Here is a 12,889-nt window from a genome sequence, read left to right on the forward strand (position 1 = left end):
CGGCCAGGTCGACGCGGCAAAGGTCGCGGCTGCACTGCGCAGCTGACTGTTCGGACAGCAGCACCGGCTCCACGTCGCTGCCGCCATTCTCCGCCAGCATGTCGCGCGCATAATCGCCCGCGCGATCACGCAGCAGCGCGACCCGGCCGTCCGGCAACCGGATCCCGACGTGCCGTCCGTCCCCCGTTACCAACAGGTCCGGCGCGGGCACCATCAGCGCCCATAGCGCACCGATCGCCACCGGTATCGCGCCAATCCGGCGCATGTTCGTCCGCCACAGTGCCAGCCACAATCCGCCCGCGACCATCAATCCAAAGGCGCCGCGCGGCATGGCGGGCAAGGCAGCGACCGCGCCCGGCGCCTCCGCCGTCACCCGCGCAAGTCCCAGCAGCAGCGCCAGCGCCTGCCCCGCCAGCCACCATACCGGCCCGCCAAGCCCCACACCGTCCAGCGCCAGCGCCATTGCCTCCAGTGGCATCACCACGAACGTCGTCAGCGGGATTGCGACGATATTGGCCAGCGCGCCGTAGATCCCCGCCTTGTGGAAATGGAACACCGCGATCGGCATCAGCGCGATCTCCACCGCGATGCCCGTCAGCAGCAGGGATCCCCCGCCGCGCAGCATCCGCGCCGCCCAGCCTTCCTCGCGCGGGCCGAACCACTGCCGCACCCGCGGATGCTCGGCGAGCGCGATGATCGCCGTGACCGCCGCGAACGACAGCTGGAAGCTTGGCCCGGCGAGCGACTCGGGCCACAGCAGAAGCACCACCACCGCGCCTGTCGCCACCAGCCGCAACGTCAGCGCCTCGCGCCCCAGCGCCATCGCGGCGAGCACCAGCAGCGCGGCGATGCAGCTTCGGATCGTCGGCACCTCGCTCCCCGTCAGCAAGGTGTAGCCGACCGCCGCCCCGGCCGCGACGGCGGCCGCGATCAGCGGCACCCGGCCTGTCAGCGCCAACCGCATGTTGAGCGCCAGCAGCCGCATCGCGATCACCATGGTGAGCCCCACCACCGCGGTGATGTGCAGTCCGCTCACCGACAACAGGTGCGCGAGGCCCGAGCGGCGCATCGCTTCCTGATCCTCCGCCGCGATGCCGCCGGTATCCCCCGTCGCCAGCGCCGCCGCGATCCCGCCAGCGCTCCCCTCCAGCCGCGCCTGGATGTGCCGTGACAGCCGCGCGCGCAGCGGCTCGGCCGTGTCGCCGGCGCTCAGTATCCGCGGTGGGCCCAGCGCCCGCCCGGTCGCGCCGATAGAATCGAACCACGCGACCCGCGCAAAGTCATAGGCGCCCGGCACCGCGGGCGGCGGTGGCGGCATCAGCCGCGCCCTCACGGCAATGATCGCGCCGGGCACCAGCCCGGCCGGCACATCCTTCTCCGCCACGTTCAGCCGGATCCGCGCCGGCCGCGTCGCCGGTGCGCCCTCGCCCAACTTCAGGTCGCCAAGCTGCAGCCGCACCAGCGCGCGTGCCGGTATCCGCTGCACCCGCGCCACCCGCGCCGTCAGCGCGACGATCGCCGGCCGCGTCAGCACCGGCGCAGCGGCCCGTTCTGCCCGGAACCAGACGAGCGCCAGCCCCAGCGCCATCATCATGCTGCCGATCGCGACCGCCCGGGCGGCACGCCCGCCCCGCCCCAAGGCCAGCGCGACGCACGCAAGCGACGCGCAGCCGAGCAGCACCGCCTGCCACGCGCCCCGATCCGGCAACACGAACCACGCCGCCACGCCAGCGCCAAGCGCCACCGGCAGCCACAGGGCGAGCTGGTCGCGCTCCGCCTCCAGCCAAGCCTCCACCCGCGCCCGCGCGGTTTGAAGCGTCGGAAGCTGCGTGCTAGGGGGCTGCGCGGCCGTTGTCGCCATCTCGAATTCCAGCCTGGGAGCTAGCGCGCTTGAGCGCAACTACAGAAGCCCGCGAGCGCGGTGTCGTCACCCGCTTCGCCCCGTCGCCGACGGGATTTCTCCACCTCGGCGGCGCGCGCACTGCGCTGTTCAACCTGCTCTTCGCGCGCCACCACGGCGGCAAGTTCCTGCTAAGGATCGAGGACACCGATCGCGCGCGGTCCACGCAGCCGGCGATCGACGCGATCCTGTCCGGCATGCGCTGGCTCGAGCTCGATTGGGATGGCGAGGAAGTCTACCAGTCGAGTCGCGCCGATCGTCACGTCGAAGTGGCCGAGGCGATGATCGCCGCCGGCGCCGCCTATCGCTGCTACATGACGCCCGAGGAGATCGACGCGATGCGCGCCGAGGCCCAGGCGAAGAAGCAGCCGCTGCGCATCCGCTCGCCGTGGCGTGACAAGACCAATGACGATCCCAACGCCTCCTATGTCGTCCGCCTGAAGGCGCCGACCGAGGGCGCGACCACGATCGAGGATCGCGTTCAGGGCCCGATCACCGTCCAGAATGCCGAGCTCGACGATCTCGTCCTGCTGCGGTCGGATGGGACGCCGACTTACATGCTCGCGGTGGTGGTCGACGATCACGACATGGGCGTCACGCACGTCATCCGCGGCGACGATCATATCAACAACGCCTTCCGCCAGCTCCCGATCATCCGCGCGATGGATGCGATCGAGGGCAATTGGCCCGATCCGATCTACGCCCATATCCCGCTGATCCACGGCGCGGACGGCGCGAAGCTGTCGAAGCGGCACGGCGCGGTCGGGATCGAGGCCTATCGCGACGAGCTCGGCATCCTTCCGGAGGCGCTCGACAATTACCTCCTCCGCCTCGGCTGGGGCTATGGCGACAATGAAATCATCAGCCGCGAACAGGCGATCGAGTGGTTCGATCTGTCGGGCGTCGGCAAGTCACCGTCGCGCTTCGATCTGAAGAAGCTCGAGAACCTCAACGGCCATTACATCCGCGCCGCGGACGATGCGCGGCTCGCCGGTCTCGTGTCTGATCGCCTCGAGCTCGCCGAGGACGACGGGCGCCGCGCCACGATCGCCGCGGCGATGCCCGCGCTGAAGCCGCGCGCGGCGAACCTCAACGAACTGGCCGATGGCGCGCGCTTCCTGCTTGTCACTCGTCCGCTGCCGATTGCGGCCGATGCGGAACCGCTTCTGGCCGGCGATGCACCGGCCACACTCGCGAAGGTGCATGCTGCGCTTGACGCGGTGCACAAGTGGGATACGGAGACGCTCGAAAACGCGGTGCGGCAGGTTGCCGAGGCGCTGGGCTTGAAGCTCGGCCAGGTGGCTCAGCCGCTCCGTGCCGCACTCACCGGCCGCCGCACCTCGCCGGGGATCTTCGACGTGCTCGTCCTGCTCGGGCGCGACGAAAGCCTCGCCCGGATCGCAGATCAGATGGCCGCCCAGGGGAAGGACTGACCAATGACCGACGCCAAGCTAACGCTCGCCGACAAGGAGTTCGGCTATCCGGTATTATCCGGTTCGGTTGGCCCGGACGTGGTCGACATTCGCAAGATGTACGGCCAGACCGGCGCGTTCACCTACGATCCCGGCTTCACCTCGACCGCGTCGTGCCAGTCGAAGCTGACCTATATCGATGGTGACGAAGGCGTGCTGCTTCACCGCGGCTATGCCATCGGTGAACTTGCCGAACAGTCGAGCTTCATGGAGGTCGCGTACCTCCTGCTGAACGGCGAGCTGCCCAAGGCGGACGAGCTCAGCAAGTTCGAGACGACGATCACCCGCCACACCATGCTGCACGAGCAGCTCGCCACCTTCTATCGCGGCTTCCGCCGTGACGCGCACCCGATGGCGATCATGTGCGGCGTGGTCGGCGCGCTTTCGGCCTTCTACCACGATTCGACCGACATCCACGATCCGACGCAGCGCATGATCGCCTCGCATCGCCTGATCGCCAAGATGCCGACGATCGCGGCCATGGCGTACAAGTACAGCGTCGGTCAGCCGTTCCTGTATCCGGACAATTCGCTGTCCTACACCGGCAACTTCCTGCGCATGACGTTCGGCGTCCCGGCCGAGCAGTATGAAGTTCACCCGGCGGTCGAAAAGGCCATGGACCGGATCTTCATCCTCCATGCCGATCACGAGCAGAATGCGTCGACCTCGACGGTGCGCCTCGCCGGTTCGTCGGGCGCGAACCCGTTCGCCTGCATCGCGGCCGGCATCGCCTGCCTGTGGGGCCCGGCACATGGCGGCGCGAACGAAGCGGCGCTCAACATGCTGCAGGAAATCGGCACGCCCGATCGCATCCCGGAATTCATCAACCGCGCGAAGGACAAGAACGATCCGTTCCGCCTGATGGGCTTCGGCCACCGCGTGTACAAGAATTACGATCCGCGCGCGACGGTCATGCAGAAGACGGTGCGCGAAGTGTTCGACGCGCTGAAGGTCAACGATCCGCTGTTCGAAACCGCGCTGCGGCTCGAAGAACTGGCGCTCAACGATGATTACTTCATCGAGAAGAAGCTGTTCCCGAACGTGGACTTCTACTCGGGCGTCATCCTCTCGGCGATCGGCTTCCCGACGTCGATGTTCACCGCGCTCTTCGCCCTTGCACGCACCGTCGGCTGGGTCGCCCAGTGGAACGAGATGATCACCGATCCGGATCAGAAGATCGGCCGTCCGCGTCAGCTGTACACCGGCCCGACGGCCCGCCCGTACGTTCCGGTCGGCCAGCGCTGACATGCGGCGCCTGCGCCCCGCGCTCACCGCGCTGGGCGCAGCGCTGTTTCTGCTTGGCCTGCTCTGGATCGGCCAGGGGCTGGGCTATGTAAACTGGCCCCGATCGAGCTTCATGATCGATCAGCGGCCTTGGGCCGATCGCGGCGCCGGCGTGGCGGTTGCGGGATTGCTGATGATCCTCGCCGCCCGTCGCCTGCGCTGACTTTTCCTTCCTGGGCCTTCGCCCGCCGGCGCTTACGCCGGGTCCATGAAGCGCAGGATGGCGGATTGGCTTCCGCTAGCGATCATCGTCCCATCCTCGGCGAACATGTGGATCGCACCGTGCCCGAAGCCGCGGGCCGCGGCGCTGATCCGCACGTCGCACAGCACCCATTCGGTCGGCACGATCTTCGCGATGCGCATCGTGTTGTCGAGGCTGTTTCCACCGCCGCGCCGGCCGAACGCGGTGGATAGGCCGGACGGCACGAAATCGGCAAAGATCGCCAGCATGCTCGCGTCGATCGGCTCGCCCGTCTTGCTGCGCATCCACAGCACCATCCGCCCGTCCTCCGATGGCGTGCCATCGAGCGCGCGTGCACCGAACTTGTCCGGCGCCATCCGCACGTCCAGCCGGTCCATCAGGGTTGCGTCCTGCACCGGCCACAGCGGCCGCGCCTTGCATTCACCGGGCGGGGGCATCTCGGGCGGGGTGATCCATTGGCCGGAGGGCATGCCTTCGCGGTTCCCCAGCGCCGCATTCACCGTCAGGATCAGCTTGCCGGCATCCGTCGCCACCACGCGCACTTGGCTGATGTTCTTGCCCGCGGACAGCACCTCTACCGCCAGATCCAGCGTGTCGCCGATCCGCGCATAGGAAATGAACTGCGCGCTTGACCAGATCACGTCGCGCCCCGTCGCCCGCTCCGCGGCGATCGTTGCCGCGCCAAGGCCGACGCCACCGAACATGAACACATTACCCGGCGGGCCGACACAGATGCGGTCGGTTATTCGCAGCCGGAAGATGGACGGATCCGACGTATTCTCCACGTCGAGGAAAGAAGAAGTCATTCAGGCTCGTTTCCATGGCGCAACGGCCCTGTCCAGTCGCGATCCACAACTTGGTGGCCGCTCGCGTACGACTTAGACGATGCACCACCCCACTTCGGGCGCCAGCGCCACCATCTCCTCACGCACCAATGCGACCAGCCGTTGAAGCGGCAGTCCCCCCGGCCTGCGTGCCGCCGTCGCGATGAGCAGTTGCCGCGCCACGCCGCCGGCAAGCGGCCATGTCGTGAGCCGCGACGCATGCGCGTCGCGCGCGACCGCGGCTGCCGGCAGGATCGTCAGCGCCAGTCCCTCTGCGACCAGCTCGATGATCGCGCCCAGCGAATCGATCTCGAACTGGACCGGCAGATGCACCCCTGCCTCTCGCGCATGGCGGGCGACGAGCTGGCGAAGCGAATGGTGGATGCTGGGCAGCACCAGCGGGTGCGTCGCCAGATCCGCGATTGCGGGCGTGGCATCGGCGGCGAGTTGCGGGTCCGCGCGCGCGCCCACTACCACCAGGTCCTCCTCCGCCACGCGTTCCGCCACCACCGGGCCGATGCCGGGATTGTCGTACAGGATCGCCAGATCGATCCGCCCGGCCTGAAGCGCCTCCAGCGTGGTGCCGCTGAACCCCTCGACGATGCGCAGCGACAGGCCAGGATAGCGCGCGGCCACTGCGCGGGTCAGCGGCACCGCCAGCACGCGGCCCACCGTCGGCGGCATGCCGATCACCGCTTCCCCCGCCGTCGCCCCGGCCAGGCTGCGCACTTCGTCCCGCAGCCGCTCGCTCTCGGCCAGCAGACGACGTGCCCCTTCCAGCAGATGGCGCCCGGCATGCGTCGGGGTGACGCCGCGGCCGGTGCGATGGAGCAGTTCCAGACCCATCTCCTGCTCAAGCTCGCCAATCTGACGGCTAAGCGCCGGTTGCGCCACGTCGATCGCAAGGCTCGCCGCGGTCAGGCTGCCACGGTCACACGCTTCGACGAAATAGGCCAAGCGCCGCAGGTCCATGGTCTGGCGCGTACCATCTCCCATGCCGGATCGCTATATCGGCTATGTAGATCATGGCATGGCTGCGGGGCGCGCCGCACCCTACCCCCGCCCACGACAACGGGAGGATTACGTGAGCAGCAACTGGCCCGATTATTCCGACATCCGCCGCGAAGTGGCCAAGCTGTGTGCCGAGTTTCCCGGGCCCTATTGGCGCGAGAAGGATCGCGACCGCGCCTACCCCACCGAGTTCGTCGACGCGCTGACCACCAGTGGCTTCCTCTCCGTGCTGATCCCGGAGGAATATGGCGGCGCCGGCCTGCCACTCTCGGGCGCAGCGGCGATCCTCGAGGAGATCCAGCAACAGGGCTGCAACGGCGCCGCGTGCCACGCGCAGATGTACGTGATGGGCACCATCCTGCGCCACGGCAGCGAGGAACAGAAGCGCCGCTACCTGCCCGATGTCGCCAGCGGCAAGCTGCGCCTTCAGGCGTTTGGAGTCACGGAGCCGACCAGCGGCACCGACACCGGCTCGCTGAAGACCTTCGCTCGCCGCGATGGGGACCGGTACATCGTGTCCGGCCAGAAGATCTGGACAAGCCGTGCACTCCAGTCGGACCTGATGGTGCTCCTCGCCCGCACCACGCCGCAGGATCAGGTGACGAAGCGCACGGATGGTCTTTCCGTTTTCCTCGTCGACATGCGCGAGGCGCTGAAGGACGGGATGACGATCCGTCCGATCCCGACGATGATGAACCACTCGACGACGGAGGTCTTCTTCGACGAGGTCTCGGTCCCCGCCGCCAATCTGATCGGCGAGGAGGGCAAAGGTTTCCGATACATCCTGTCCGGCATGAACGCGGAACGCGCGCTGATCGCGTCGGAATGCATCGGCGACGCCAAATGGTTCATCGAGAAGGCCAGCGGCTATGCGCGCGAACGCAAGGTGTTCGGCCGCCCGATCGGCCAGAACCAGGGCATCCAGTTCCCGATCGCGCGTGCCTATGCCCAGATGCGCGCCGCCGAACTGCTGACGCATGAAGCGATCCGCCTGTACGAGGCGGGCGAGAATTGCGGGGCGGAGGCGAACATGGCCAAGATGCTCGCCGCCGAGGCCAGCTGGGCGGCGGGCGAGGCCTGTATCCAGACGCATGGCGGCTTCGGCTTCGCGGAGGAGTATGACATCGAACGCAAGTTCCGCGAGACGCGCCTCTATCAGGTCGCGCCCATCTCGACGAACCTGATCTTGAGCTTCGTTTCGGAGCACATTCTCGATCTTCCACGCTCATTCTGACGCCATCGCGCGCCAATCATGACCATCAAGCCACCATCAAAGCGCACGATTTGACCGCCCTGAACGCGCTTTCCGGGCTCACCGTCGTCGCGCTGGAACAGGCCGTGGCCGCGCCTTTTTGCACCGCGCGGCTCGCCGACGCCGGCGCGCGGGTGATCAAGATCGAGCGGCCGGAGGGCGATTTCGCGCGCTATTATGATCGCGCCGGCGGCAGCGACAGCAGCTATTTCGTCTGGCTCAACCGCGGCAAGGAAAGCCATGTCCTCGATCTGGCACAAGCCTCTGACAAGGCTCGTCTGGCCGCCCTGATCGCCAATGCCGACGTGTTCGTACAGAATCTGAGACCCGGCGCGCTGGGCCGCCTCGGTCTCGAAGTCGAGCTGCTGCGCGCCCGTCATCCGCGGCTAATATGCTGTTCTATCAGTGGCTTCGGCGACGATGGCCCCTATGCCAATCGCAAAGCCTATGACCTGCTGATCCAGGCCGAAGCTGGTCTGGCCCATATCACTGGCGCGCCCGCGGCGCCCGGCCGCGTCGGGGTGTCGGTGATCGACATCGCGACCGGCGCTGCCGCTCATGCCGCGATCCTCGAGGCGCTGATCGCGCGCGGCATCAGCGGCGACGGGTGCGATATCCGTATCGCCATGTTCGACGTGATCGCCGAGTGGATGACCGTGCCGCTCCTCAACCACCGCGCCGGCACGCCACCGCGCCGCGTCGGCCTCGCCCATCCCTCGATCGCCCCCTACGGCCTCTTCACCACCGCCGACGATCGCCTCCTCCTCCTATCGGTGCAAAGCGACCGCGAGTGGCGCGCCCTCGCGGCCGGGCTGCTCGGCCGGCCGGAGATTGGCGTGGATCCGCGCTTCGCTACCAACGTGGACCGTGTCATCAACCGCCAAGAAACTGACCGCCTCGTCCAAAAGGCCATCGGCGGACGTGATTCTGCGGCAGTCACCGCTCTACTGCTCGCCTCGGACATTGCATTTGCTGAGGTGAATGACCTCGCTGCCCTCTCCGCCCATCCGCATCTGCGCGAGACGGACGTCGAGACCGTCGCGGGAACGATCCGCCTCCCGGCTCCGCCTGTTCTGTTCAACGGCGAGAGCCGCGTCGTCGGCGCCGTGCCTGCGCTGGGTTCGCATACGCGCGCCGGCTGATCAGGCCTCTGCCAGCGCCGGCTCCGTACCACCTGAAATCAGCCGGCCATCCAGCAATTCGATTCGCCGCCGGCATCGCGCCGAGATATGCTCGTCATGGGTGGAGATGAGGAAGCACGTCCCCGTCTCCGCGTTGATCCGGTCGAGCAGCGCCATCACCTGATCGGCGGTCTGGCGGTCAAGGTTGCCGGTCGGCTCATCTGCCAGCACCAGCGCCGGCCGGTTCATCAGCGCGCGCGCCACCGCGACCCGCTGTCGCTGCCCGCCCGACATGGCGGCGGGACGATAGCCGCGCCGATCCGCCAGCCCGACCGCGTCGAGCAACTCACCGGCGCGCGTGCGCATCGCCGCCGTCTCGCGCCCGGCCTGCGCAGCGGCCGGCACCATGACGTTTTCGAGCGCCGTCAGGTCGGGGAGCAGGTGGTGAAACTGGAACACGAACCCGATGTTCTCGGCGCGGAAGCGTGCCTTTTCCGCCTCGCTTGCAGCGAACAGGTCGACACCGAGCATGTGGTGCTCGCCGCTCGTCGGCTGCAGCAAGGTGCCAAGGATCGTCAGCAATGTGCTCTTGCCGGAGCCAGACGGCCCGAGCAGCGTCGCTAGCTCTCCCCGCGCGAGGTCGAGGTCAATGCCATGCAACACGGTCGTCGCCGCCTCGCCTTCCCCGAAGCGCTTCACCAGGTGGCGAATGGAGAGTAGCGCCGCCTCAGTCATTGCCCGATGGCCTCTACAGGATCGATGCTTGCCGCGCGGCGCGCGGGCAGCACCGAGGCAAGCGCCGCCGCCAGCGTCGTCAACACGATCGCGAGCAGGAACTGGCCTTGCGCACGGTCCACGGGCAGGCCACCAGGCTGCACCTGCTCGATCGGCGGAAACGGCGCCAGCGCCGCCCAGGCAATCGCTGCGCCGAGGATCGCGCCGCTCGCACCGATCAACGTGCCTTCAAGTACGAAGATGGTCGTTACCAGCCGCTTGCCGGCACCCATGGCGCGCAGGATGCCGATCTCGCTGCGGCGACGGACGATCGACAACAGCATCGCGCTCGCGATCCCCACGACGATGGTGATCAACGCGAACGCCTTGATGATCGTGCCCGTCCGCCCCTGCGCCGCCAGCGCCTCGAACAGCTGGGCGTTGTCCTCCGTCCAGGGCGTCACCTTCAGGCCGGTCGCGCGGCGCAGGGTCGCTGCAATTTGCGGCGCGCGGGCGACGGGTGACACCTTCGTCTCGATCACCGAAATCCCGCTTGGCAGATCGAACAGCGCGCGTGCCGCAACGAAATTCATGTAGATCGCCTGCCGGTCAGCGCTCGAGATACCGAGCGAGAAGATGCCACCGATGCGAAAGCTGCGCTCACGCCCGCGGTCCGACACCAGACGCAACACCTGGCCCACGCGGACGCCCAGATCCTCGGCAAGCATCTTTCCAATCAGGATGCCGTCCACGGGCAGGTCCGCGCTGCCGCTGACGATGGCGCCGCCGATATTCGCGATCACCGAAAGATCTCCCGGCATCACACCGATCACGCCCACGGGTGCAATCGCCTGACCGCGCTCGATATAGGCGCTGCCTCGGATCTGCGGCGATACACCGGTCACACCGCTGGTGCCGGCGATCACGGGCAGAAACGTCTGCCATACGGGGATCTGCTCGCGCCGGCTGAGGTCCTTCTGCACCACCACCTGCGTCGCGGGGCCGCGGATCGGCATGGGATCGCGCTCGCGCATTTCCAGGGTGACGTGTGAGATGCTGCCCACCGTTCGCTGGGTCAAAAGCGTAGCGAGTCCCCCGATCAGCGCGCTCATGAAGATGAACACCGTCACGCCCAGCGCCACGCCGGTGGTCAGCAGGCCGGTCTGGCCTGGGCTCGACATCAAGTGCCGGAATGCAATCTTCGCGGCGTAGCGCATGGCTTCAGTCGAGCAGGCGGACGCGCGCACCGGGCGCCGCGGCCTCAGGATCTGCCAGAATACGCATGCCGGGCTCAAGACCCTGTGTCACCGTCACCGTTTGCGCCGGCCAGTCGACGAAGCGGATCGACCGTTCGCTCACCTCGCCGTCAGCGGCGACGACCCGCACACGAGGATCTCCATCCGGCTGCAAGATCGCACTGCGCGGAATGCTGATCGCGTCCGGCTCGCGCGCCACGATCAGGTTCACCGATAGCGTGAGCCCGGCCGGCACATCGTCCATTGAATCCGCCACGCTCAGCCGCACTTCACGCGCACCGGTGAGCCGATCGACGCGCGGCTCGACGAAGACGATTCTTGCAGGCAGCGGCCGGGCCCGTCCTGGCACGGATACCATCGCCTCGCCGCCGGCCTTCAGGTTCACGGCATAGGTTTCGTCTACGTCGGCCGCGACTTGCGGCGCCGACAGGTCGGCAAGGCGGTACAGCACGGTCGTCCCGAGGATCGTCTGGCCGGGATCGACTGGCCGCTCCATGATCACACCGGCGAAGGGCGCACGCACCTCATAGCGTTGCTGCACCTCGCGGGCCTGCACCAGCGCCGCGCGGCGGCGGCGCAATTCCTGCTCGCCTTGCTCCACCGCCAGCCGCGCTTCCTCCTTTCGCTGCCGCGTCACGAACTCGCCAAGTGCCTGGAAGCGCGCGAGGTCGCGGCGTGCCTGGGCGAGAACGGCTTGCTGGGCGAGAACCGACGCTTGCGCCTCGCTGATCGCGGCGCGCTGCGGGGCATCATCGACCCGAGCGAGCAGCGCGCCCTTCGACACGCGATCGCCGACGTCGAGCGGCAGCGCGGTCAGCGTGCCCGCCACCGGCGATTGCACTTCCACCGACAGGCGTGGGCGGACGATGCCGTTCACTGCCAGCGTTCGCACCGCCGGCGCGCGGCTGATCACGATGGTCTCGACCGCCTTCGGTCGCGGCCACATCAGCCATGCAAGCAACGCCAGCACCGCAGCAGCCACGACAAGAAGTGAGATGGTTTGCTTGGTTATCCGCACGGCGGCGGGATAACGCAGATCAACGGCAAAGGTGCAACGCCGTTGGCGCCGCGACGGGTGCCTAGCGGCTGCCGGTCTCGGTCTGCGGCCTGTTCAGCGTCGCCAGCGTCTGGTCGAAGCGCCCTTCACGCTCGGCGTTGCGCAGGAAGCCGACCCGCTCGACCAGGATCTCCGGCGGAGTCGGCTCTCTGGCGAACAGCGCCATGACTTCGTTGATGAAGTCATCGAGCGGCATATAGCCGTCGCGCGTCTCCTGTCCGGGCGTCAGCCCCGTCTGCACCGCCGGCGGCACCAGCTCGATCACCTCCACACGGTCACCGAGCGCGGCACGCAGCGACACGGTATAGGAATGGATCGCCGCTTTCGTGGCATCGTAGGTTGGCGCCGAGATCAGCGGCACGAACGCCAGGCCCGAGCTGACGTTGACGATCGCGGCATCTGGCTGCGCGACGAGATGATCGACCAGCGCATTGATGAGGCGGATCGGGCCGAGCAGGTTGGTCGTGATCGTCGCTTCGGCGTCGGCCAGATCGCGCGATCGATCGAGCGGCTCGCTGCGCATGATCCCGGCATTGTTGATGAGGACGTTCACCCCCGGATGCTCCGCCAGCAGCCGCTGCGCGAATCCCGCGATCCCTTCGGCGCTGGTCAGGTCCAACTCGATTGCGTGCATGTTCGCCCGGCCATCGATCGCCGCTTCCAGCGCCGCGCGCCGGCGACCGGCAATGATCACCGTGTTACCTGCATCATGGAAGCGGTGCGCAAGCGCCTGCCCAATCCCCGAGCCGCCGCCGGTAATGAGGATGGTGTTGCCGCTGTTCTTCATCTTGTCTCC

The 12,889-nt window shown here is 67.7% G+C and carries 11 protein-coding genes and 1 pseudogene; 5 read left to right on the plus strand and 7 right to left on the minus strand.

What is annotated here, in order from left to right:
- Positions 1 to 328 precede the first annotated feature (328 nt).
- Positions 329 to 1,861: pseudogene (locus ACH0AE_RS08865) on the minus strand (ComEC/Rec2 family competence protein); the annotation flags it as partial.
- Positions 1,862 to 1,890: 29 nt separating this feature from the next.
- Between ACH0AE_RS08865 and gltX the strand changes: the two are divergent.
- The 3 genes from gltX to ACH0AE_RS08880 are packed head-to-tail and all read left to right on the plus strand — an operon-like array spanning position 1,891 to position 4,819.
- Positions 1,891 to 3,333 carry a glutamate--tRNA ligase gene (gene gltX / locus ACH0AE_RS08870; RefSeq protein ID WP_294444535.1) on the plus strand — a complete coding sequence of 481 codons (1,443 nt, stop codon included), beginning with the start codon at positions 1,891 to 1,893 and terminating at the stop codon, positions 3,331 to 3,333.
- 3 nt (positions 3,334 to 3,336) lie between these two features.
- Complete coding sequence (locus ACH0AE_RS08875) at positions 3,337 to 4,617, plus strand: citrate synthase (protein WP_294444534.1); 1,281 nt, start codon at positions 3,337 to 3,339, stop codon at positions 4,615 to 4,617.
- A gap of 1 nt (position 4,618) precedes the next feature.
- Positions 4,619 to 4,819 carry a hypothetical protein gene (locus tag ACH0AE_RS08880; protein ID WP_294444533.1) on the plus strand — a complete coding sequence of 67 codons (201 nt, stop codon included), beginning with the start codon at positions 4,619 to 4,621 and terminating at the stop codon, positions 4,817 to 4,819.
- Positions 4,820 to 4,851: 32 nt separating this feature from the next.
- Here ACH0AE_RS08880 and ACH0AE_RS08885 read toward each other — a convergent pair whose 3' ends face one another.
- Together ACH0AE_RS08885 and ACH0AE_RS08890 are read right to left on the minus strand one after the other, a co-directional pair.
- Positions 4,852 to 5,664, minus strand: coding sequence for an acyl-CoA thioesterase II (locus ACH0AE_RS08885; protein WP_294444532.1), 813 nt, complete (start codon positions 5,662 to 5,664; stop codon positions 4,852 to 4,854).
- A gap of 72 nt (positions 5,665 to 5,736) precedes the next feature.
- Positions 5,737 to 6,678, minus strand: coding sequence for a LysR family transcriptional regulator (locus tag ACH0AE_RS08890; protein WP_294444531.1), 942 nt, complete (start codon positions 6,676 to 6,678; stop codon positions 5,737 to 5,739).
- An 88-nt stretch (positions 6,679 to 6,766) separates the two neighbouring features.
- On the opposite strand from ACH0AE_RS08890, the gene ACH0AE_RS08895 reads away from it, so the two are divergent.
- Both ACH0AE_RS08895 and ACH0AE_RS08900 read left to right on the plus strand, forming a co-directional pair.
- Positions 6,767 to 7,927 (plus strand): acyl-CoA dehydrogenase family protein, encoded by a 1,161-nt coding sequence (locus tag ACH0AE_RS08895; protein ID WP_406875659.1) that lies wholly within the window; start codon positions 6,767 to 6,769, stop codon positions 7,925 to 7,927.
- Positions 7,928 to 7,977: 50 nt separating this feature from the next.
- Positions 7,978 to 9,087: a CaiB/BaiF CoA-transferase family protein gene (locus tag ACH0AE_RS08900; RefSeq protein ID WP_294444530.1), complete on the plus strand. Its 1,110-nt coding sequence runs from the start codon at positions 7,978 to 7,980 to the stop codon at positions 9,085 to 9,087.
- On the opposite strand, the gene ACH0AE_RS08905 is transcribed toward ACH0AE_RS08900, so the two are convergent.
- From ACH0AE_RS08905 to ACH0AE_RS08920, 4 genes are all read right to left on the minus strand, one after another.
- Positions 9,088 to 9,801: an ABC transporter ATP-binding protein gene (locus ACH0AE_RS08905; RefSeq protein ID WP_294444529.1), complete on the minus strand. Its 714-nt coding sequence runs from the start codon at positions 9,799 to 9,801 to the stop codon at positions 9,088 to 9,090. It abuts the gene before it with no gap.
- The gene (locus tag ACH0AE_RS08910; RefSeq protein WP_294444527.1) at positions 9,798 to 10,961 is read right to left on the minus strand and encodes an FtsX-like permease family protein; all 1,164 of its coding nucleotides are present in this window, start codon (positions 10,959 to 10,961) and stop codon (positions 9,798 to 9,800) included. The genes ACH0AE_RS08905 and ACH0AE_RS08910 overlap by 4 nt, the downstream gene beginning before the upstream one ends.
- Positions 10,962 to 11,001: 40 nt before the next feature.
- A complete protein-coding gene (locus ACH0AE_RS08915; protein ID WP_406875660.1) occupies positions 11,002 to 12,006 on the minus strand; it encodes an efflux RND transporter periplasmic adaptor subunit in 1,005 nt (334 codons plus the stop codon).
- Between the two features lie 109 nt (positions 12,007 to 12,115).
- Positions 12,116 to 12,880: an SDR family oxidoreductase gene (locus tag ACH0AE_RS08920; RefSeq protein ID WP_294444525.1), complete on the minus strand. Its 765-nt coding sequence runs from the start codon at positions 12,878 to 12,880 to the stop codon at positions 12,116 to 12,118.
- Positions 12,881 to 12,889 lie beyond the last annotated feature (9 nt).

Source organism: Sphingomonas sp. 179-A 2A2 NHS, assembly GCF_045371305.1.
GTDB lineage: Bacteria > Pseudomonadota > Alphaproteobacteria > Sphingomonadales > Sphingomonadaceae > Sphingomonas.